Raw genomic sequence first — 22,149 nt, 5'->3', positions numbered from 1 at the left:
TCCGTAGACAAGGAACCGGTTCGGTATCTGTCAGGGTGTCTGTTCATCGGGCGGACTGAACGTGAGCAGCAGATTGGTCCAGGACTCATCCGACACCGTGTTGGTGGTGCTCTCCTGCATCTCCTTGACCTGCAATTTGGCATCGCTGAGTCGCAGTTTCTCCTTCAACACGGTGTTCTTGGGGATGTCGCTGGAATTCTTGCCATCCAATACCGCCTGGGAGATGGTTTTCAAGGTGCTGATCAAGGGTTGGCCATCCGAGTACATGGCCAGGATCAGCCGATCGTTCTGATTGAAGGTGCGCCAACCTTCGGGACCGAAGACCTGGAATCCCCGTGCGGACTGTTTGCCGTCCGGGCATAGCTCTTCGTCGTTGTCGGAATTCGGGTTCGAGTCGCTGGTGGCACAGGTGGCCATGCCATCGACAACCTTTTGGATGTTGGTTTTGATGCGATCGTCGAGTGGTTTTTTCAGGCAGTCGGTCAACAGGTCGAAGTCCGAACTCGTCTTGTCCTGCTTGGTGGCACCATCGCTCCTTGGCTGGCACGCGGCGAGCAGATGGGCCATCATCGCCTTGTTGTTGGTGATGTTTGTCTGACAACTCTCAACTTCGGGTGTCGGCACTTTGGAGGCGGTGTAGGTGAACTGTCTGCTGGTCGAATCAAACGAGATGTCTGCGCCAAAAGGGTCGATCTGGTGTGACTTCAGGGTGCCGGATTCAAAATTGACCGTATTTCCCAAGGCGCCGGACTTGCCGGACATCCGGAAGCGATACAAGGCATGCACATGGATCGGGCTGTCGTTGCACAGATCGACAACCCGGTAAAAGTGGGTGGAGCGAAAGCGAACCTGCTTGTCCTCGTTGGCCGGGTCTATATCGGTTCGTACCTCCATGTGTTCCGGAACCGCGCACCCCGCGAGCGTGAGCGCAACGAACGACAACAGGCTCCATTGGATCGTCACCAGATTTTGAGTGCTTGCCATGCTTCCTCCCCCCCGTCAATCAGAAATGTGGTCGCTTGAACTCAGAGGCTGTTTGGCACATGCCAAACAGCCGACACGGGTCATGCCTGGCCCGCCAAATTGAGCGGCAATTTGAGAGGCACGAATCGATTGTTTCGATTCGTGCAGGTTTGGTGATTCCATGAATCGCATCACCAAACAGCCTCTCAGATTGTCTTCATGTTTCGGAAGCCTGGCCATCTGGCCGAACGCCAGGATGTGAAATCCGATCGGATGCACAACAATCCATGGGCGTCTGTGTTTCTCCGATACGCCGCAAGATTTCCAGGAGTGCGCGGACGCAACCTGGACAGTCGTTCCATGATATTTTTCTTTTCGGAGGGCGCTTGCGAAAGATCAAGAGAAAAGTATGGGATGGCGAACCGTTTCATGCCGGGGTTGTTCGGCAAGGTCTCTTGGTGATCACCAAACGGTTCTGAGGCGGGGATTCTGCCCGAGTCGATCTCGTGGGCTCCCGGATGGGGCGTGGCGGGGGTCAGCCTGGTTTGCAGCCCGCGTAGACGGCAAAACTGAAATCCTTGAACCAGACGTTTGCCCGGATGAAGCCGACCTCGGTCAACCAGCGGAGTTGATCGGCGAGTCGGGACATGCGATCCGCCAGCATTCGTTCACGGGCACCGGCCAGGGTCGCGTCGGTCACCCCGGCGGCCACCACCCTCTGGAGCCAGTTCTCGCGATAGATGCGCTCGATTTCGGGGTCGGCACCGGCCACCTGATCGGCGTTGATGAAGATTCCACCCGGTTTCAGGGCCTGGTGGAGGTGACGGAACAGCAACCGTTTGCCCTCCCCCTCGATGTGATGGATGGAGAGGGCGGAGATGATTGCGTCGTACGGACCGCCCAGTTCCGCGCAGGCATAGTCGCCGACCAGGAAGGTCACCGCGCCGGCGTGGTCGATCAACCGTTTCCGTGCCTGCGCCAACATCGCCTCGGAGAGGTCGATCAGGCTGAGGTTGGCCTCCGGGCGGGCCGACAGCACCATGCCGGAGAGCAGACCGGTTCCGGCACCCAGATCCAGGACCTTGATCGGGCCGGAGAGGTGGTCTGCAAGCAGCCGCACCACCGTTCCATAGAAGAGGTCGAAGGGGGGGATCAGCTGGCGGCGCGTCTGATCGTAGTCTTGGGCGTATTTGTTGAAAACGGTTTGAACGATGGTCGCGTGGTCGGACATGACTGTGTTGAACCTATGCGGGGCGCTTCAGGGCGATCGGGCCGGTGTGGCGTGTCTGGCAGGGGGAGCGAGCAGCCTCGGAACGCGATGTTTCGCGAGGAGCGGGCGTGGTGGCAAACCACCCCCGCTCCGGCGTCACACGGTGCGTCGGAGGGGTGCCTCGGAACTCCCGTCAGGGGAGGTCCACGGTCGGGGGCTCCCCCCATCCGGCACGTTACTTCTTCTCTCCCACGATCTCCAGCAGCTCCACCTCGAAGATCAGGGTCGATTCCGGCTCGATTTTCGGTGGGGCGCCATTGCTGCCGTAGGCGAGTTTGGCCGGGATCGCGAAGCGGTACTTCGATCCCACCGGCATCAGCTGCACCCCTTCGGTCCAGCCCGGAATCACCCGGTTGAGCGGGAAGGTGACCGGCTCCTTGCGCGCCACCGAGCTGTCGAACACCGTGCCGTCGAGCAGGGTGCCGTGGTAGTGCACCTTGACCTGATCCGTGGCTTTGGGCTTGGGACCGCTGGCCTCCTTGAGCACCTCGTATTGCAGACCGCTGGCCGTGGTGGTCACCCCTTTCTTCTTGCCGTTGGTGGCCAGATAGTCGCTTCCCTGCTTGGCGTTGCGGGAGGCGGCGCTTTGTTGCTTCTGCTCCATCTCCTTGCGCACGATGTCGCGGAATTCGTTTTTGGCCTGCTCCACCTGCTCCGGGGTCAGCCTGGGCGGTTTGCCGTCCAGGGTGTCCTTCATGCCGGCCATGAAGGCGGACATGTCCATGGAACTGGTGATCTGCTTGACCTGTTCGCCGATCTGCAACCCCACGGCGTAGCTGTAACGCTCCTTGGAGTTTTTGAAACCGGACGCATCCGCGCCGGATTTCTCTTGCGCCCCGATCGGGGCGGAGGTCAAACCAACAAGCAGCAGCGCGGCGGCGGCCAGCAGGGAGACAGGCTTCATGGGTGGGATCCTTCGTCTGGAGTCTTGTGTTGTGAACGTGAGTCAGAAGAGTCGCGTTCGATAATCTTGTGCATTAATGCAACCATTATGGCCCGAATTGAACGAGAACGGCAGGAATTATGTGAAAAAATCTCTTCAAGGCACTCGACAATCTCCGGTCCCATCCCGGATAATTTGTCTTCCGATGGTCCATGGCATTCGGATGTTGGTTTGAGAAGGGTTGAGATGTCGTGGCAATAACGTTTCTGACCGGTTCTTCTTGACGATGGAAGGGTATAGGCGCGGCGATGGGTGAGCGTTGGCTCGTCGGGTTTCCTCCGGATCGGGAGGGGCTGGTTCCCTGGACCCGACCCGGCGAGGGCGTGCGCGAGGCGCGGCGCGAGCCTCTGTCGCGGGTGGCGGACGCCGTGGGGCGGCGCGTGGTGCTGGTGGTGCCGGGCGAGGAGGTGCTGTTGACCCGCGTCGTGCCGCCGCGCGCCTCGCAACGGGAGCTGGAAAAGGCCCTTCCGTATCTGCTGGAGGAGTCCCTCTCCGTGCCGGTCGAAACCCTTCATTTCGCCAGCGGTCCGCGTCAGGCGGATGGCGGCCTGCCGGTGGCGGTGGTGGCGGAGCGGCTGATGAGCGAGTGGCTCGAGCAGGCGCGCGCGGTGGGGATCACCCCCGAGGCGGTGATCCCCGCGCCGCTGCTGCTGCCGCTGGAACCGGGGGCCTGGAGTCTGGCGCTCATGCCGGAACGGGTCTGGCTGCGCAGCGGGCCGCACCGGGGATGGGCGATCGATGCCGGGAATCTGGCGTTCACCCTGCGCCTGGCCCTGGAAGAGTCGGTGGGAGATCCGCCCCGGCGGTTGATCGTCTGGCGCGGGGCCGGCGTGGGCGGGGAGGCATTGTTCGCGGATCTGGATCTGCCCATCGAGTGGCGCACCCTGGAGGGGGATCCCCTGACGCTGCTGGCCGTCGGGGATCGCGCCGGAGAGGGGTTGGATCTGGCTCGGGGCCGTTTCGCGCCGACGGGCCGGCTGGCCGGGGTGGTGCGGGCATTGCGTCCGACATTGGTCTTGGCGTTTTTGTGGTTGGCGCTGCGCGCCGGAGAGACCGGTTGGGAGATCCAGAGGCTGGAGGCGCGCGCCGCCGGGTTGGATCAGGCCATCGAACGGGTGTTCCGGGAGAGTTTCCCGGAGGTCAAGCGGATCGTCAATCCGCGCGTGCAGATGAACCAGCAGTTGGAGGCGTTGCGCGGACAGGGGGGCGGTCCGGGCGCGGAGGGGGAGAAAGGGTTCCTGGCCCTGCTGGGTCGGGCCGGAGGGGCGCTGCGCGAGTCCCCCCAACCGCTGGTCAACGGGATCCGTTATGCCGAAGGGAAGCTGGAGGTCAGCATGCGCCTGCCGGATCTGCAACGGCTCGATGCCTTGAAGAAACGGCTGGAGTCCCAGACCCTGACGGTGGCGATCCTGTCGGCCAACCGCGAGGGGGATGGGGTGGCGGCGCGCTTGCGGCTGGAGTCGCCATGAGCGCGCGACTCTGGTTGGGATGGCCGGGACGGTGGCTCGCCACCCTGGGCAGGCGGGAGCGGCGCCTGGTGGTGGGTGGAACGCTGGTGGTGGCGGTGGTGCTGATCGAGACGTTTGCCATCGAGCCGGGTCTGGAGTGGCTGGAGGGGCGGCGCCGTTTCGTCGAGGGGCGCGCCGAGACCCTGGCTCAAATGCGGCGTTCTGCCGCCGAGGTGGCCCGGTTGCGGGACGCCGGCGGCGCCAAGGGAACGGTGGTGGGGCAGGCGTCGCTGCCCGACGAGTCGCTGTTGTCGCTGGCCGACCGCACCGCCAAGGAGCAGGGTTTGGGCGCGGCGCTCAAGCGGGTGGAGCCCGAAGGGGAGGGGCGGGTGCGGTTGTGGTTCGACAAGGTTCCCTTCGAGGGGTTGATGGCCTGGCTGGAGGGTCTGGCGACCCGGCATGGCGCGCGCGTCGAGACCATCACCCTGGATCGCGAAGAGACCCCCGGACTGGTGCGGGCGCGGGTGGGTCTGGCCTGGCCGGAGCGGCCCGGCGCGACACGCGGCGCGGGACGATGAAAAGCTGGCGTGGGCAGGTTCTGTTCGGCCTGCTCTGTTACGGCGTGTTCCTGATGGCCCGGATGCCGGCCTCCTGGGCCTACGGGCAGGTGGCGGGGTGGATTCCCTTCGCGCGGTTGGAGGGGGTTCGTGGCACCATCTGGTCCGGCGGATTCTCCGGCCTGATCCTGGGTGCGACCCGTCTGGGCGGCGGGGTGTGGCGGCTGGCCCCCGAGGCGTTGCCCTCGGGTCGGCTGGCCATCGATTTCACCCTGGGCGCTCCGGGTGCCGTGTTGCATGTGGCGGGTCGCGCCGGTCTGGAGGGGGTGTCGGCCCTGTTTGCCGAAGGGGTGACGGTCGAGGCGGAGGCCGAGGCGCTGCGCGGGGTGGTCGGGATGATCCCGCCGGGCAGTCGCGGTCGCTTCGCCGGACGGCTGGAGACGCTGGTCGTCGAGCGCGCCGGGGTGCGGGCGGCGCGCGGGAGCGGGGTCGGGAGCGGCCTGCATGTGGGTTCGCCCCTGAATGTCGAGATCGGCGATCTGGCGGGTGAACTCCAGCCGGACGAGGGGCGCGGCGTGTTGTTGCGGGTGAACGACCGGTCCGGTCCCTGGCAGGTGCGGTTGACCTTGGGCGTCAAGCCGGACGGGAGCTATCGGGCGCGCGGGAGCGTGTCCGCGAGGGATTCCGGGGATGCGCGCGCCGGAAATTTGTTGCGTGTGCTCGGGCCCATGGATGGTCAGGGGCGGGTGGCGATTTCGGAGAACGGGCGGCTGCCGGGATGGTGAGCCATGCCCGGAGTGGCGATCGGGTGGGCACGATGGTGGATGGTGGCAAGGCATGAAGATTGGCGTGATTTCCGACTCCCATGACCATCTGGAGCACATGGGGCGTGCCTTGGCGCGGTTTCGCGAGCTGGGAGTGACCCGCATCCTGCATGCCGGGGATATCGTCTGTCCGGCGATGATTCTGGCCATGTCCGGTTTCGAGGTCGCGGCGGTGTTCGGCAACAACGACGGCGAACGGGCCGGTCTGATGCGCGCCATGACCCGGATCCATGGCCGTCTCGAGGGGGAGTTCCTGGAGCTGGACGCACCGGGCGGTTTGGGCCGCATCGCCCTCTATCACGGCACCACCGCCCGGTTGCGCGATGCGTTGATCGACAGCGGGGCCTATCGGCTGGTGATCACCGGTCATACCCACCGGGTGGTCAACGAGTTGCGTGGGGCGACCCTGGTGCTCAATCCGGGCACGTTGCACGGCTTCGGCAAACGGGCCACGGCCTTGGTCTACGATGACGACACCCAGACTGCCGAGTTGATCGAGCTGCACCCCGATCCCCTTTGTCCGTTCACCAGCCCGGACGGCGCGCGAGGCTGACACGCGATGGAATTGGCCCGCACCCCGCTGTTTCTCATCGTGGACGACGATCCGGTCACCCGGATCATGTTGAGCCGTTTCCTGGAAAAACAGGGCTACGCGGTGCGTACCCTGGCCAACGGCTCGCTGGTCTCCGATGCCCTGGACCAGGAGATCCCGGACGTGGTGCTGATGGATGCCAAGATGCCGGTGATGGATGGCTTCGCCGCCTGCCGACAGCTCAAGGCCCGTCCGGATACCCGGCATGTGCCGGTATTGATGATCACCGGCCTCAACGACGACGAATCGGTGGACCGGGCCTTCGAGGCCGGGGCCACCGATTTCATCACCAAGCCGATCCACTGGGCGATCCTGCGCAACCGGGTCCACTATCTGCTGGACAACTCCCGCTCCAGCCATCAACTTTCGCTGGCCGCGCGGGTGTTCGACAACACCAGCGAGGGGATCGTGGTCACGGACGGCGGTGCGGTGATCCGGTCGGTGAATCCGGCCTTTACCCGCATCACCGGTTATTTCCCCGGCGAGGTGTTGGGGCAGCGCATGAGCCTGCTCAAATCGGGACTGCACCCCCCGGAGTTCTACGACAGGCTCTGGAAGGATCTGACCGCCAATGGTCAGTGGCAGGGGGAGTTCCGCAACCGCCGCAAGGATGGCACCATCTATCCGCAGTGGGCCAACATCTCGGCGGTGTTCGCGCCGGGGGGGCAGGTCGAAAACTACATCGCGGTCTTCTCCGACCTCACCGAACTGCGCGAATCCCAGGAGAATCTCCTCTACGTCACCGGCCACGACGCCCTGACCGGTCTGCCGAACCGCCATCTGTTCCACGAGCGGCTGAGTTTCGTGCTCGACGAGGCGCGCGAGGTCGGCTCCATGGTGTGGGTGTTGCAGCTGGATCTGGACCGCTTCAAGGTGGTCAACGAAACCATGGGGCACGATGTGGGCGATGCGCTGATCGTGGAGGTGAGTCGCCGGCTGGGGACGATTCTGGGCGGACGCGGCAGCCTGAGCCGTCTGGGCGGGGATGAGTTCGGGGTGATCCTCTCCAAGACCGAGGACTCCCAATCCGTGGCGCAGCTGGCCGGGAATCTGCTCGAGGCGATGCGCGTGCCTCTGGTGATCCATGACGTGGAGTTCTTCGTCGGCGCGAGCATCGGCATCGCCGTCCATCCCCTCGACGGCGAGGATGCCAAAACCCTGATGAAGAACGTCGATGCCGCCCTTTATCACGCCAAGGAGCGGGGTCGGAACAACTTTCAGTTCTACCGCAACGAAATGAATTTCCATGCCCTGGCGCGCATGCGCATGGAGGCCAGTCTGCGCATGGCCTTGGATCGGGAGGAGTTCGATCTGTTCTTCCAGCCGCAGATCGACCTGGTTTCGGGAGGGGTGGCCGGGGTCGAGGCGCTGATCCGCTGGAAGCGTCCGGGACATGGGATGGTGGCGCCCGCCGAGTTCATTCCGCTCGCCGAGGAGACCAAATTGATCATCCCGATGGGCAACTGGGCCCTGGCCGAGGCGTGTCGTCGCGCCACCCGCTGGTTCGCCTCCGGGGTCCGACCGTTTCGGGTGGCGGTGAATCTCTCCGGGATCCAGTTCGAACAGCCGGATTTCGTGGAGCGGGTGACCGAGACGTTGCATGCGAGCGGTCTGGATGCCACCCTGCTGGAGTTGGAATTGACCGAAAGCATTGCCATGGGCGACGCGGTGGAGACGCTGGTGAAACTCAAATCCCTCTCCGAGGTGGGGGTTCGGCTTTCGATCGACGATTTTGGTACCGGTTTTTCGTCGTTGAAGTATCTGAAACGGTTTCCGATCGACAACTTGAAGATCGATCAATCCTTTGTGCGCAACTGCGTGGAAGATCTGGAAGATGCGGCGATCATTCGCACGGTGATCGCCCTGGCCCACAGTCTGGGGCTGACCGTGATCGCGGAGGGGGTGGAGACCCGACCGCAACACGATTTTCTGCGTAGCCACGGCTGCAACGAGGTGCAGGGGTACTTTCACGGCAGGCCGATGTCCGAGGAGTCGCTGTTGGAATTCTTGCGTCAGAGGGGATGAACCGATGGGTGAGGCGTGGTGGCGTGGGATCGTTCTCTTGCTCGCGATGTTGATCATCCTGCCGCTTTGGGCCGGAGAGGGCATCGAGGCGCGTGATTTTGCCGGCATGCCGTTCGTGCATCTGTCGGGTGGCTGTTTCTGGATGGGGAGTCCGGTGGGGGAGGCGGGACGGGATATCGACGAGGGGCCGCGACACGAGGTGTGTCTGGACGGCTTTTGGATCGGACGGCATGAGGTGACCCAGGGGGAGTGGCTGCGGGTGATGGGCAACAATCCGGCCCACTTCGGCGTGAGCGAACACCATCCCGTGGAACGGGTGAACTGGGTGGATGTCCAGAAGTATATCCGCAAGCTCAACGAATCGGGCGAGGGGGGATTCCGGTTGCCGACCGAGGCGGAGTGGGAGTATGCCGCGCGTGCCGGCACGGAGTCGCCGTTTGCGTTCGGGGCCAGCCTGGATGCCGAGAAACAGGCCAATTTCCGCGATCAAACCCTGCTTCATCCCGAGGGGATCTTTCGCCGCGCCACCACCCCGGTGGAGCGGTTCCCCCCCAATGGTTGGGGTTTGTTCGACATGCACGGCAATGTCACGGAGTGGGTTGCGGATTGGTATCTGTTTGATTTTTATTCAAAGTCATCGCCTCGTCAAAAGAATCCCATCTGCAACGACAGCTCGAGCGGCCTGCGTGTGTTGCGCGGCGGGTCGTGGTACGACAAGGCGGTGAACCTGCGCGCCGCGGATCGCGGCTGGAGCACCCCGGACAACCGGCATGTGAGCATCGGCTTGCGCCTGGCACGCTCGGAGTGATCCGGGCCGAGTGGGATATCGATCCGGGAAACGGGTTGCGTTTTGGGGCGTATGAGAGTAGCATTATTGCGATGCGGTAACCTCGGGCCGTGTTTTTGGCTTGGCACGCCCCCGATGGCATGCCAGGGGGTGGGTCAGAGGTTCCCTCCCCATCGTGCAAGTTATCCAACCTTCGAAAAAATCCTCGCAGCGCAAGGGATCGACAACAGTGAAAAAACGGATGATCTATTTCTTCGGTAACGGCGAAGCGGATGGCAAGGTCACCATGAAACCCATTCTGGGTGGCAAGGGTGCCAATCTTGCCGAGATGTCCAGAATCGGCATTCCGGTCCCGGCGGGGTTTACCATCAGTACCGAGGTGTGTACCCATTTTTTCCATCATGACGGCGCCTATCCGGAAAAATTGCGCGGGCAGGTGGACAAAATGCTCGCCAAGGTGGGCAAGGCCATGGGCAACCGCTTCGGCGACGCCAAGAATCCCTTGCTGCTGTCGGTTCGTTCCGGCGCGCGGGTCTCCATGCCGGGCATGATGGATACGGTGTTGAATCTGGGTCTGAATTCGGAGACCCTGCAAGGACTGTTGAAACAGTCCGGAGACGAGCGGTTCGTGTATGACTGCTACCGCCGTTTCATCCACATGTACTCCAATGTCGTGCTCGATCTGCCCCATGAGCGGTTCGAGGAGGCGTTGACCCACATGAAGAAGAGCCTCGGCAAGCAGCAAGATATGGAGGTCACCGCCGAGGAGTGGAAAGGGCTGGCCGAGCAGTACAAGGCCGTGGTTCTGGAAGAGACCGGCAAACCCTTCCCCGAGGATCCCCTCGAGCAGTTGTGGGGGGCCATCGGCGCGGTGTTCCACTCCTGGAACTGCGACCGGGCCAACACCTACCGTCGGCTCAACAACATCCCGCATGATTGGGGCACGGCGGTCAACGTCCAGGCCATGGTGTTCGGCAACATGGGCATGGACAGTGCCACCGGCGTGGCCTTCACCCGCGATCCGGCCACCGGCGACAACCGTTTCTTCGGCGAGTTTCTCATCAATGCCCAGGGCGAGGATGTGGTTGCCGGCATCCGCACGCCCCAGGAGATCACCCTGGATGGAAAAAATCGCGCCAGGTCCCCGCATCTGGCCATGGAAGAGGTGATGCCCGAGCTGTACCAGGAGTTGGTCACGGTCTACAAGAGGCTCGAGAGCCATTTTCGCGACATGCAGGATCTGGAGTTCACCGTCCAGAAGGGCAAGCTCTGGCTGCTTCAGACCCGCAACGGCAAGCGTACCGTGCAGGCCGCGTTGCGCATCGCCCTGGACATGGTGAAGGAGGGGTTGATCAGCCAGCGCGAGGCGATTCTGCGCGTCAAGCCCGAGGATCTCAATCAACTGCTCCATCCGATGCTGGATGGCAAGGTGGCGCGCAACGTCATCGCCACCGGTGTGCCCGCCTCGCCGGGCGGTGCGGTGGGCGAGGTGGTTTTCACCCCCGAGGATGCGGTGCAGTGGGTCGCGGAGGGGCACAAGGTGATCCTGATGCGCGAGGAGACCAGCCCGGAGGATATCCACGGCATGCACGCCGCCCAGGGAATCGTCACCGCCCGTGGTGGCGCCACCTCGCATGCCGCCGTGGTGGCGCGCGGCATGGGGCGTCCCTGCGTTTCCGGCTGTCATGAGCTGGAGATCGATCAGAAAACCCAGACCTGCACGGTCAAGGGACAGGTGATCAAGAAGGGGGACTGGATCACCATCGACGGGGATCAGGGTCAGGTGATCCTGGGTCGCATTCCGATGATCGAGCCGCAACTGACCGGTGATTTCGACAAGTTCATGAAAATGGCCGACACGGTGCGTCACCTCAAGGTGCGCGCCAATGCCGACACCCCCACCGATGCCGAGAACGCGGTTCGTTTCGGCGCCGAGGGGATCGGTCTGTGTCGCACCGAGCACATGTTCTTCAAGGACAACCGCATCCTGGCGGTGCGCGAGATGATCCTGGCCCACGACGAGGCCGGGCGTCGTGCTGCCCTCGACAAGATCATGCCGATGCAGCGTTCCGACTTCGAGGAGATCTTTCGCGTCATGAAGGGGCGTCCGGTGACGATTCGTCTGCTCGATCCCCCGCTGCACGAGTTTTTGCCTCACGAGGTCAAGGAGCAGACCGATGTCGCCCAGGTGATGGGTGTCGAACTCAAGGAGATTCAGGCGCGCGTGGGGGCGCTCAAGGAGTTCAACCCCATGCTCGGCCATCGCGGTTGCCGGTTGGGCATCACCTTCCCGGAGATCTACGAGATGCAGGTGCGGGCCATCATGGAGGCGGCCTGCAATCTGGTCAAGAACGAGGGGTTTGCCATCATTCCGGAGATCATGATCCCGTTGGTGGGTCTGCCCCAGGAGTTGAAGTTCCTCAAGGAGCGCACCTTGCAGGTGTGCGCCGAGGTGATGGAGGCTTCCGGCGTGAAGATCGACTATCTGGTGGGCACCATGATCGAGTTGCCGCGTGCGGCGTTGGTGGCGGATGTGTTGGCCGAGGATGCGGAGTTCTTCTCGTTCGGCACCAACGATCTGACCCAGACCACCCTCGGCATCTCCCGTGACGATGCCACGCCGTTCATCACCGCCTATCTCGAGAAGGGGTTGGTGGCCGTGGATCCGTTCGTGTCGTTGGATCAGAGCGGGGTGGGTCAGTTGGTCGAGATGGGGGTCAAGAAGGGGCGTGCCGTGCGCAAGTCCATCAAGGTGGGGGTGTGTGGCGAGCATGGTGGGGATCCGGCTTCGATCGGATTTTTCGAGAACGTGGGGTTGGATTATGTCTCCTGTTCGCCGTTCCGGGTGCCGGTGGCGCGGTTGGCTGCGGCCCAGGCGGTGATTGCGCGGTGATGACTGTCGCAGGGGTCCGGGGACCGAAGGTCCCCGGCGGAGGTTCGGAGGCAGAGCCTCCGAGGTTTCGTTTCTGACTTTGCTTTTGAATTTGTCTTTGTCTTTGTCTTGCTGCTTTTGAATTTGTCTTTGCTTTTGGCGCGCTCTACAAAAAAGCATTTTTTCGCGCTCTTTGCGAAAAAATGCTGCGCGCAGCCTTGGTTTCGTTGGATGTTGTGCGATTTCTGCAAAACATCCAACGAAAGCATCGCCAGAACAGTCAGCCGAAGGCAGTTTGGGTGCTGACGTTGATCATGGAACGACGCATCCCGTGATGGGTGCGGTTTGAAATCAAAGTCGTGGGGCGTCGCCCCACCCCCCCGCCGGGGATCTTCGGCCCCCGGTCCCCCGGAAACGTTTTTTTTCCCCGTAACGGTTTTGCCGCCACCGGGAGAGCGGATTTGAGTACCTTCGAATACACCGCCCTCGATGGCCGGGGCCGCACCAGAAAAGGGGTCGGGGAGGGAGATTCCCCCCGCGAGGTGCGCGATCGCCTGCGCGAACAAGGCTTGACCCCCCTCACCCTGCAAGAGATCCACAAGGGGAACACGCACCCCCAATCCAGCCTGTTCTCACCCACGCGCGGCATCGGCGGCGCGGAGTTGACCCTGGCCACCCGTCAACTGGCCACGCTTTTGAAAGCCGCGCTGCCGGTCGAAGAGGCGCTGAATACCGTTTCCCAACAGACCGATCACAAAAAATTGCGCGTCATCCTGCTCGCCGTGCGCGCCCGCGTGCTCGAGGGTCGCTCCCTGGCCACGGCACTCGATGACTATCCTGACCTTTTCAACGATCTCTATCGCGAAACCGTCGCCGCGGGCGAAAGCTCCGGACAACTCGACCAGGTTCTGGAACGACTCGCCGATTACCTGGAGAAAAGCCGCAAACTCAGATCCGGCGTGGGCCTGGCCTTGATCTATCCGGCGGTGGTGGTGTTTTTCTCCCTGCTGGTGGCCGGAGCGCTGGTCACCTACGTGGTGCCGGAAGTGACACGGGTGTTCGAGGATTTCGGCCAGGATCTGCCCCCTCTGACCCGGGGTTTGATCGCCCTGTCGGAGTTCTTGCGCCATCACGGTGCCTGGCTGTTCGTCGGCCTGTTCGCCGCGGTGGTGGCCATGCGCGCCCTGCTGCGCCGCGAGGGGCCGAAACGGGCCTGGCATCGGCTTCATCTGCGCCTGCCGATCGTCGCCGCCCTGACGCGAGGCATCCATACCGCCCGGTTCGCCCGCACGCTGGGGATTCTCACCGGCAGTGGGGTGCCGATCCTGGAAGGGCTGCGCATCGCGGCACGCGGGGTGGGGAATCTGCCGATGCGCGAGGCGGTGAACCGCGCCGCCGAACGGGTGCGCGAGGGGGGGACGGTCCATCAGGCGCTGGCGGAAAGCCGCATCTTCTCCCCGCTGGTGGTCCACCTGATCGCCAGCGGCGAGGCGAGCGGCAATCTGGCCAACATGCTCGATCGCGCCGCCGAGGCCCAGGAACAGGAGGTGGAGAGCCTGGTGGGGGTGCTGACCGGCATGCTCGAACCGTTGTTGATTTTTCTGATGGGCGGTATGGTGTTGACCATCGTGGTGGCGATCCTGCTGCCGATATTCAATCTGAACCAGTTGATCCAGTGAGGTTTAAGGCGATGAGACAAGGAACGAGCCACACGAGGCGTCCCGGAGAGGCCGGTTTCACCCTGATCGAGATCATGGTGGTGGTGGTGATTCTGGCGGTGCTGGCCACGCTGGTGGCTCCCAAAATCATGAGCCGTCCGGGCGAGGCGCGACTGGTGAAGGCCAAACAGGATATCCTGGCCCTGGAGGCGGCCCTGAATCTCTACAAACTGGATAATCATATCTACCCCACCACAGATCAAGGGCTCGATGCCCTGGTGAAAAAACCGACCCAGGAGCCGCTCCCGCCGAACTGGCGCGAGGGGGGCTATCTGGCGCGTCCGCCCAAGGATCCGTGGGGACGGGCCTATCTGTATCTGAGACCCGGCGCGCATGGCGAGTTCGATCTTTATACCCTGGGCGCGGACGGCGTGGAGGGGGGCGAGGAGGTGAACGCGGATATCGGCAACTGGAATCTGGAGGGTGGACAGCGTGAGCCGGGGCGGCGTTGAGCGCGGTTTCACGTTGCTGGAGATCCTGGTCGTTCTGCTGATCATCGGCGTGATGATGGGCATGGTGGTGCTGTCGGTCTCCCCGCGCGATGCCGGCAAGGTGGCGCGCGAGGAGTTGGGGCGGCTCAAGGGGATGCTGGAGCTGGCCTCGCGCGAGGCGGTGCTGGAGGCGCGCGAGTGGGGGATGCGTCTTGGCAAGGATGGCTACGAATTCCTGGTTCAGGATGAGAAGAGCCAATGGCGGCCCCCACCCGCGGGAGAGAGGGTCTTGCAGGCGCGGACTCTGCCCGAGGGGTGGCGGATCGAATGGAACGTGGAGGGCGAGAAACAGGAGCAGGGGGTCAAACCCGAGGATCCGCCCCAGATTCTGATCACTTCGGATGGCGAGATGACCCCGTTCGAGCTGGAGGTCGAGGTCGAGAAGAGACGCGGCGTGCTGGAGCGCTATCGGTTGAGCGCCGGGGTGACCGGTCGGGTGCGCGTCGAAAAGGTGGAGCGGCCATGAACGCCCGGGGGTTTTCGTTGCTGGAGACCGTGGCGGCATTGGCGGTGCTGGCCGTGGCGCTGGCGGCGTCGATGCGGGTGGTGGGAGAGCATGCCCGCAATGCGGCCTATTTGAAGGAGCGCACGTTGGCCCATTGGGTGGCGATGAACCAGACCGCCGAGTGGCGTTTGCGCCACGAATGGCCCGAGCCCGGAATGAAACAGGGGTTGGAGCGGATGGCGGACCGGGATTGGCATTGGCGGGTGTTGATCTCCACCACCCAGGAGGAGACGGTGCGTCGTCTGGAGGTGCTGGTGCGTACCGAGGAGGGGGAGACGACTCAACCCCTGGCACGGTTGGAGTCCTATCTGGCCAGACCCGAGGAGGTCAGGAAATAGGGGCTTGACGGTGCCGAACCCACCCCGTTGGTCTGATGCGCTACCGTTTTCGACACCCCCATCCCTTGTCCGCACCCATGAATCGACCGCGCAAACAACACGGCTTCACCCTTCTGGAACTGCTGGCGGCTCTCGCGGTGTTCGCGGTGATGGCGACATTGGCCTATGGGGGGCTGGGATCGCTGGTGCAGACCCGTCAGGAGTCCATGAAGCGCAGCGAGGAGTTGGCGGCGCTGCGGAGTTTTTTTCTGCTTTTCGCCCGCGATGTGGAACAGAGCCTGCCGCGTGGCATCATCGATGGCACGCGCACGGCGCGCGCGCCGTTCATCGGCAACGACGGGGCGGAACGGTTTTTGGAGTTGACGCGCGGAGGACGCCCCAATCCGCGTGGTCTGGCGCGCAGCTCCATGGAACGGGTCGAATACGCCCTGGAGGAGGGGAAGATCCTCCGGCGCGCCTGGCCGGCGCTCGACCGGGTGCATGAGGAGATCCCCAAGGGCGAGGTGGTGCTGGAAGAGGTGGTGGAGGTCGAAATTCGATTTTCAAGCGCGGATGGCAAATGGCGCGGCACCTGGCCTTCGCCTCCAGCGCAGCCCGGGCTGATGCCTCCCCAGCCCGGCGCGCCCGGCCAGCCAGCCCAGCCCGGCGCGCCCCTGGAACAGACCGCGACCGCGCTCCAGGAGACGCCGCCTCCGTCGGCGGTGGAGATCGTGGTGCTCAAGAAGGGGTGGGGCCGGATTCGCCGGGTGTTCGAGATCGCGGGAGGGGCGGGATGAGTCCGGGGGTGCATCCATTCCGCCGGGTCGAGGCGACGCGGATTGAGGCGCCGGGATGTCGGGCCGGCATCCGGCAGACGGTGGATGCGCGCGCGCGGGGACGCGGAGCGGCGCTGTTGACCGCGCTGTTGATCGTCTCCGTGGCCGTGGCGCTCGCCACGTCGTTGTTGTCCGCGCAGCATCTGGAGATTCGCGCCAGCGCCAATCTGTTGGATCGGGATCGGGGCATGCAGTTCGCGCTGGGCGGTGAGGCGTGGGCCATGGGGATCTTGAACCGCGACGCGGCGGATAGCCAATACGACCACCTCAATGAAACATGGGCCGGGACGCCGCCCCCGGTGCCGGTGACCGGCGGTTCGGCGACCGGACGGATCATCGATCTGCACGGGCGGTTCAATCTCAACAATCTGTTGCTGGATGGCAAACAGAGTCCGAACGATTGGGCCCGTTTCGAACGGCTCCTCAAGGTGGTCGGCATCGAGCCGCGGGTGGCCTTCGCGGTGATGGATTGGATCGATCCAGATGGTCTGGTGAGCGGACCGGGTGGGGCCGAGGAGGAGACCTATCTGGGCAGGCGACCGCCCTATCGTCCGGCCAACCGTTTTTTTGTCAGCACCAGCGAGTTGCGGCTGGTGGCGGGGTTCAACGAGGAGATGGCGATCCGTCTGTTGCCGTTCGTGACCGCCCTGCCGGAGCGGACCGAGATCAACATCAACACCGCGCCGATCGAGTTGCTCATGACCCTGGTCGAGAACATGACCCGCGCCGAGGCGCAGGTGTTCGACGACAAACGGCGTCGGGAGAATGGGTACAAAAGTGTGAGCGCGCTTCTGGAAGAGCCGTCCATCAAGGGCAAGGGGGTGTTGTCTGCGGGTTTGACCGTCAATTCCCGTTATTTTCTGGTGGAGAGCGAGGTGACTTTGGGCCGGGGGCGGACATTGCTTTCCAGCGTGTTGCTGCGCGGTGGCGGTCACGCCAAGGTGGTGCGCCGCACCCGCGAGGGGGGGTGAGGAGCGCTTCCCAGAACAGGAGCGCCGCCGCGCGTCGTGGATCCCGGTCTGACGGTCAGAACGCCGCCATCAGGCGCAGCAGAATGGTTCGACCCGGTGCGTAGGGATGGGTGGTGGTGGGGGTTTGCGGCGGCTCGGCAATGAACTCCCGATAGTTCCGGTCGAACAGATTGGCAAGTTCCAGGGAGAGGCCGAGATTTTTGGCGGGTTGATAGCCGCCGTACAGATCCATGGTGGCGTATGATCCCATGGGGCCGGTCGAATCCTGACCGGTTCCGGTGGCCGACGAGCTGTCCGTGGCCCGTTTGGCGCCCACCCAGCGCAGCCGCGTGCCGGCATTCCAGAGCGTTTCGCTGCCGAACAGATCCACGAACAGATTGGCCTCCAGCGGTGGCACCTGATACAGAGGGTGGCGATCGGTGAGGTCGCGACCATGCTGGCCGACGAGATGCAACCGCAACGCCAGCCAGTCGAGCGCGTTGTGGCGCAGATCCGCCGTCACGCCGGTCAACACCGCATCCACGTTGCGGTAGATGAACCCCCCGTCGTTGGCGATCGTGCCCGATTGACCGCGCGCATGGTCGAGGAGGATGAAATCCTGGATGTGGTCCGCGAAACCGGCGAGCGTCACCTGGGTGGATCCGGGAGTTCCTCCTCGGCCATGGCGCTTGTAGCCGTTTTGGTGGAGTCTGGCGCCGATCTCGACCTTGTGATGTTTTTCCGCCTCCAGCTCCGGGTTGCCGATCTGCAACAGGACGCCGGTTCCGGTGTTGGCGTAATAGAGTTCGGTGAGTTCCGGCAGACGGACGGCACGACGCAGATCGAAAAAGAGCGTGTTCGCTGGCATCACGTCGTATTCCAGTTTCAGCCGCGCGCCGGTCTCGTGGAACGACTGGTCGGTGTCGCCGGTGAATCCGTAATACTTTCGATAGAGATCGCGCGGGGTGAGGTTGTAGACTACGCCGGCGGGTCCGGGCACGTTCGGGCGGGTATCCGCCTGGGCGATTTCGGTGCGTCGCAGATCGGAACGGATGGCGGCCTCGACCCGCGCGGGGGAGGCTTGCCATGTATGCCCCACCTCGATCGCCAACTGATCGGCCTGGGCGTCGGGAACCCGGATTGCGGTGATCTGGTTGGGACCGTACTCCCGCGCCAGTCGGTCGGCATCGTAGCGTTCCCGCGAGCCCTCCAGCGTGAGCCAGCTTCCACCCGGCGCGGTCAGGCGCGAGGAGAGGAGCAGGGTGCGGATTTGTGCGTCCAGGGCGATCCAGGTGTTGATCCGCGGACGCAGGGAGTGGTTGTCCGCGTCGATTTCGACCTCGGTCCAGGTGGCCTTGAGATCCAGACGGTTGAAGAGCCCTTCCAGGGGGATGGCATCCCCGGAGATCGCCAGGTACATGCGCTCCAGACCTGGGGCGTCCAGGTTGTAGTGGGGAACCTTGCCGTCCGTGAACTGATCCCGGACGGCGATCATTCTGATTTGAGACGGTTTATCCTGATTGAATCGGGCGAACAGGTACTCGGAGTCCCGTTTCAGGCCGGTTTGGATCCGTTGGTCCGAGGGGGTTGTGTAGCTGTGCTGCCACTCGTGACGCACGGCGGTGGCCAGGGTGAGATCCTGCCAGGCCGCCTGAAGGCGGGTCGCGGCGATGCGCGTGCCCGCCAGTCCGGTTTGGGCGGAAACGGTCAGCGGCAGGTTGGCCGCGCTGGTCTCCTCCAGGGCTGGAAGCCAGGGGTCGGCGGCGGGATGGGAAAAGGTGACGGTGCCGGGCGCGGTCAACACCTTGGAAAAGGGGATGACGTCGGGAAAATCCTGCGAGCCGTGTCGCTTGAGCGTCTTGGGCAGAACCAGGGAGTACTCTTCGCCGTGACCGGTCTGGGAAACGGTGAGCAGGGACAGCAGGGAGAGTGCGCACCAGGGCAGACGGATCGATGGTCGTCGGGCTGGTCGGGTGGAACGCACCGCTGGCGAAAGGCGACGCATATGGGTTGGTTTGGCGCGCAAGTCAGGGATGTCGCATGGCTGGGTGCATGAAGCCAAGGACTCCGGATCGGATTTTTGGGATCCGTATTGAGAAGCAGGAACGAGCATGGAATGATCTATAGGGGAATTCTCGGCTCAGGTCAATGCCAGGGAGTGCGCACCGACGGATGCGCGGGCTCCCGGACGCGGGCCCCGGGTGTGTCCGAGAGGGGGCGCGCGTCCGGGGGGCGCGTCGCCCTGGCGGCGCCATTGCGATCGTCTCGCTTGACAGCCGTGGGGAAAGGATTTAATCTTTCAGGGTCTCAAGGGGAGTAGTCGCCTTCCTGCAAAGGGAAGGGCATGCGTCAACATGCTTGTGTCGGGTTCCGCACCGACCATGGCGCATGCGGTCGCCTCCGGCTGTCAAATCAGCCGCGGGGTGAACATGGCGAGACCTTGGATGTGGCGATACGTCTGGCTGGGGGCTGGGCGAGTCTCGCCCCATTCCAAGGTTCGACCATCGCCCGCCCCCTGGTTTCCATCCCATGCATCCATCTCGTGACTCGCCATGCCCGGTCCTGGACCGCGCGTTTTGTCGCGCGCGCGCCCTTTTTGAATCCCGGCTCTCCCTTGGGGGGAGTCTCCGGGACCGTCTTGCCTCCAATCTTGAAATCCTGTCCCGAAACCACCTTATCCGGAGAATATAAAGATGTCTGAAGTTGAAACGGCATCCCAAATGGGCATGCTGACCACGATTTTCACGTCGTTCGGGTTGATCTTTCTGGCGGAGTTGGGCGACAAGACCCAGCTGGTCTGCATGACCCTGGCGGCCAGGCACCGTCCCAGGCCGGTCTTGTTCGGGGCCATTGCCGCCTTCATCGTGTTGAACGTTCTGGCCGTGGTGTTTGGGGCGGGTCTGGCCAAGCTCGTGCCGGAGAGGATTCTGGCGGGACTGGTCGGGGTTCTGTTCGGCGTGTTCGGCATTCTGTCGCTGCGGGCCAAGAGCGACGAGGGCGAGGACGAGTCGGTGGAGGAGAAATCCGGGCATGGGATTTTTGTCACCACCTTTTTGATGATCTTTCTGGCGGAGATGGGGGACAAGACCCAGTTGTCGGTGGCGGGACTGGCCAGCACCTTGCCGCTGGTTCCGGTCTGGATCGGCTCGACACTGGCCCTGTCCGCCTCTTCGCTGATGGGCGTGGTGGCGGGGCGTACCCTGTTGACCCGCATCCCTATGCATCGCCTGCATCAGATCAGCGGGGTGTTTTTCTTGCTCCTTGCCGCCTTGGCCTTCTACGAGGCGTTGGGGTGAGCCGGTTCGCCGGCGGTTCGCGGTGGGCGCTGGTGGGGCCAGGGAGGTCGGCGCGGTATCGGAACGTCAGAACGACTGGGTTTCGATGCCGTGGATCTTGATGCGGTAGGCGATCTGGCGCGGGGTCATGCCGAGCAGGCGGGCGGCCTTGGCCTTGACCCAGCCGCTTTTGCGCAGGGCGTGCAGCACCCGTTCCCGTTCATCCGCCTCGCCGGGGGAGGCGTCCCCGACCTCCACCCCTTTCAGGGGGGTGAGCGGCAGGGGGTTCTCCCGAGTCAGGCTCGTGGGCGCGGTCAGGGAGAGATCGATCTGAATGAAATCCGGGGTGACGGTGGTGCCTGGACAGATCACCGCCGCCCGCTCCAGACAGTTCTCCAGTTCGCGCACGTTGCCCGGCCAGTCGTGACGCACCAGCAGCCGCAGGGCGGCATCGGTGAGGATCAGCCGTCGTCCCTGGCGCTTGGAGATGCGCGCCATCAGAAAGCGGGCGATGTCCGGGATGTCCTCCCGGCGTGCCCGCAGGGGCGGCAGAACGATGGTCATCACGTTCAGTCGGTAGTAGAGATCGCGCCGGAAGGTGCCGCGCAGCACCGCCTCTTCCAGATGGCGATGGGTCGCGGCGATGATGCGCACATCCACCTTGATGGTATGCTCGCCGCCCACCCGTTCGAACTCCCCTTCCTGCATCACGCGCAGCAGTTTGGCCTGGAACACCGGCGAGATCTCGCCGAGTTCGTCCAGAAAGAGCGTGCCGCCATGGGCGAGTTCGAAGCGCCCCTTGCGGGTGGAAAGGGCGCCGGTGAAGGCCCCTTTCTCGTGTCCGAAGAGTTCCGATTCGATCAGGTTGTCGGAGAGTGCCGCGCAGTTGAGCTTGACGAACGGGTGGCGCGCGCGCGGTGAATGATAATGGATGGCGTGGGCGATCAACTCCTTGCCGGTGCCGGATTCGCCGCGGATCAGCACCGTGGTGTCCCAGCGCGATACCAGACGGGTCTGCTCGAAGATCTGCCGCATGGCATCCGAGCGCCCGATCATGTTGTCGAAACCGTAGCGGTTGCGCACCTCGCGCAGCAGTTGATCGCGCTGATCGGCCAGTTCGCGCTTCTCCTCGGCCACCTTGCGCGCCAAAAGGATGCTCTGCACCAGCAGATGGGCCACCATCTCCAGAAACGCGACATACTGCAACAGCCGGTCTCCATCCATCCAACCCGGCTGGGCCGCCAGCACCCCGACCAGTTCGTGATCCCCGACGCGAATCGGCACGCCGATGAAGGGGAGACGGCGGTCCAGGCGTCCGGACTTGTTGAGAAAACGGGGTTCGTCGCCGGCGCGCGGGATCATCACCGTGCGTCCGGCGGTCAGGATCATGCCGAGCACCCCCTCGCCAGGGCGATAGCGGACGGTATCTTCGCTCAGGGGGTCCATGCCTTCGGGATGGGCGGCGTGGATCGCCAGGGCGCCGGAGATCGGATCGACCAGGGTGATGACCGCGCTGCGCAGATGGGCGTGACGATGCAGTTCCGCCACCACGGCGCGCATGGTGCGTCCGGGGTCCGGCGACTGGTGCAACGCCTGACTGACATGGAACAGGGTGCGCATGAAGATGGTGTTCACCGGAGTGTCCGTCAGGATGCGATCCTCGGTCACGGGTTCCAACATTTTCATGTTGAGCTTCCTTGGCGTGTTGCGGATATCATGAGATCAGAAGCTTGATCTGCGCAAAAGTTCGACACGACAGATGTGACGTTATTCCAG

19 protein-coding genes are annotated in these 22,149 nt (G+C 63.7%); 14 read left to right on the top strand and 5 right to left on the bottom strand.

Going from position 1 to position 22,149, the window contains the following annotated elements:
• Positions 1–30 precede the first annotated feature (30 nt).
• The 3 genes from ACV4UY_RS07270 to ACV4UY_RS07260 form a co-directional block, all read right to left on the bottom strand.
• A complete protein-coding gene (locus ACV4UY_RS07270; protein WP_491606943.1) occupies positions 31–984 on the bottom strand; it encodes a hypothetical protein in 954 nt (317 codons plus the stop codon).
• A 514-nt stretch (positions 985–1,498) separates the two neighbouring features.
• A complete protein-coding gene (locus tag ACV4UY_RS07265; RefSeq protein WP_491606942.1) occupies positions 1,499–2,194 on the bottom strand; it encodes a class I SAM-dependent methyltransferase in 696 nt (231 codons plus the stop codon).
• 214 nt (positions 2,195–2,408) lie between these two features.
• Positions 2,409–3,137 carry an FKBP-type peptidyl-prolyl cis-trans isomerase gene (locus tag ACV4UY_RS07260; protein WP_491606941.1) on the bottom strand — a complete coding sequence of 243 codons (729 nt, stop codon included), beginning with the start codon at positions 3,135–3,137 and terminating at the stop codon, positions 2,409–2,411.
• Between the two features lie 287 nt (positions 3,138–3,424).
• Between ACV4UY_RS07260 and gspL the strand changes: the two genes are divergently transcribed.
• From gspL to gspK, 13 genes are all read left to right on the top strand, one after another.
• Positions 3,425–4,645: a type II secretion system protein GspL gene (gene gspL / locus ACV4UY_RS07255; protein WP_491606940.1), complete on the top strand. Its 1,221-nt coding sequence runs from the start codon at positions 3,425–3,427 to the stop codon at positions 4,643–4,645.
• A complete protein-coding gene (locus tag ACV4UY_RS07250; RefSeq protein ID WP_491606939.1) occupies positions 4,642–5,202 on the top strand; it encodes a type II secretion system protein M in 561 nt (186 codons plus the stop codon). The genes gspL and ACV4UY_RS07250 overlap by 4 nt, the downstream gene beginning before the upstream one ends.
• Complete coding sequence (gene gspN, locus ACV4UY_RS07245; protein ID WP_491606938.1) at positions 5,199–5,966, top strand: type II secretion system protein N; 768 nt, start codon at positions 5,199–5,201, stop codon at positions 5,964–5,966. Before ACV4UY_RS07250 ends, gspN begins: the two co-directional genes overlap by 4 nt.
• Before the next feature lie 52 nt (positions 5,967–6,018).
• Entirely contained in the window at positions 6,019–6,558 is a 540-nt protein-coding gene (locus tag ACV4UY_RS07240) for a metallophosphoesterase family protein (protein ID WP_491606937.1), read from the top strand.
• A gap of 6 nt (positions 6,559–6,564) precedes the next feature.
• Positions 6,565–8,622: a two-component system response regulator gene (locus ACV4UY_RS07235; protein ID WP_491606936.1), complete on the top strand. Its 2,058-nt coding sequence runs from the start codon at positions 6,565–6,567 to the stop codon at positions 8,620–8,622.
• 46 nt (positions 8,623–8,668) lie between these two features.
• A complete protein-coding gene (locus ACV4UY_RS07230) occupies positions 8,669–9,430 on the top strand; it encodes a formylglycine-generating enzyme family protein (RefSeq protein WP_491606966.1) in 762 nt (253 codons plus the stop codon).
• A gap of 220 nt (positions 9,431–9,650) precedes the next feature.
• Positions 9,651–12,302, top strand: coding sequence for a pyruvate, phosphate dikinase (gene ppdK / locus ACV4UY_RS07225; protein WP_491606965.1), 2,652 nt, complete (start codon positions 9,651–9,653; stop codon positions 12,300–12,302).
• A gap of 440 nt (positions 12,303–12,742) precedes the next feature.
• Positions 12,743–13,960: a type II secretion system inner membrane protein GspF gene (gspF, locus tag ACV4UY_RS07220; RefSeq protein ID WP_491606935.1), complete on the top strand. Its 1,218-nt coding sequence runs from the start codon at positions 12,743–12,745 to the stop codon at positions 13,958–13,960.
• An 11-nt stretch (positions 13,961–13,971) separates the two neighbouring features.
• Positions 13,972–14,451, top strand: coding sequence for a type II secretion system major pseudopilin GspG (gene gspG / locus ACV4UY_RS07215; protein WP_491606934.1), 480 nt, complete (start codon positions 13,972–13,974; stop codon positions 14,449–14,451).
• Positions 14,432–14,956: a type II secretion system minor pseudopilin GspH gene (gene gspH / locus ACV4UY_RS07210; protein WP_491606933.1), complete on the top strand. Its 525-nt coding sequence runs from the start codon at positions 14,432–14,434 to the stop codon at positions 14,954–14,956. Before gspG ends, gspH begins: the two co-directional genes overlap by 20 nt.
• The gene (gene gspI / locus ACV4UY_RS07205; protein WP_491606932.1) at positions 14,953–15,333 is read left to right on the top strand and encodes a type II secretion system minor pseudopilin GspI; all 381 of its coding nucleotides are present in this window, start codon (positions 14,953–14,955) and stop codon (positions 15,331–15,333) included. Before gspH ends, gspI begins: the two co-directional genes overlap by 4 nt.
• A gap of 77 nt (positions 15,334–15,410) precedes the next feature.
• Positions 15,411–16,109 (top strand): type II secretion system minor pseudopilin GspJ, encoded by a 699-nt coding sequence (gspJ, locus tag ACV4UY_RS07200; RefSeq protein ID WP_491606931.1) that lies wholly within the window; start codon positions 15,411–15,413, stop codon positions 16,107–16,109.
• The gene (gene gspK, locus ACV4UY_RS07195) at positions 16,106–17,119 is read left to right on the top strand and encodes a type II secretion system minor pseudopilin GspK (protein ID WP_491606930.1); all 1,014 of its coding nucleotides are present in this window, start codon (positions 16,106–16,108) and stop codon (positions 17,117–17,119) included. The genes gspJ and gspK overlap by 4 nt, the downstream gene beginning before the upstream one ends.
• A gap of 55 nt (positions 17,120–17,174) precedes the next feature.
• On the opposite strand, the gene ACV4UY_RS07190 is transcribed toward gspK, so the two are convergent.
• The gene (locus tag ACV4UY_RS07190; RefSeq protein ID WP_491606929.1) at positions 17,175–19,124 is read right to left on the bottom strand and encodes a TonB-dependent receptor domain-containing protein; all 1,950 of its coding nucleotides are present in this window, start codon (positions 19,122–19,124) and stop codon (positions 17,175–17,177) included.
• Positions 19,125–19,791: 667 nt separating this feature from the next.
• Between ACV4UY_RS07190 and ACV4UY_RS07185 the strand changes: the two genes are divergently transcribed.
• Positions 19,792–20,394 carry a TMEM165/GDT1 family protein gene (locus ACV4UY_RS07185; RefSeq protein WP_491606928.1) on the top strand — a complete coding sequence of 201 codons (603 nt, stop codon included), beginning with the start codon at positions 19,792–19,794 and terminating at the stop codon, positions 20,392–20,394.
• 66 nt (positions 20,395–20,460) lie between these two features.
• Here ACV4UY_RS07185 and nifA read toward each other — a convergent pair whose 3' ends face one another.
• A complete protein-coding gene (gene nifA, locus ACV4UY_RS07180) occupies positions 20,461–22,059 on the bottom strand; it encodes a nif-specific transcriptional activator NifA (protein WP_491606927.1) in 1,599 nt (532 codons plus the stop codon).
• Positions 22,060–22,149: the final 90 nt, after the last annotated feature.

The organism is Candidatus Magnetaquiglobus sp. (genome assembly GCF_058402785.1).
The sequence above is the reverse complement of the archived record's forward strand: the minus strand, read 5'-3'. Positions and strand labels throughout refer to the sequence as shown.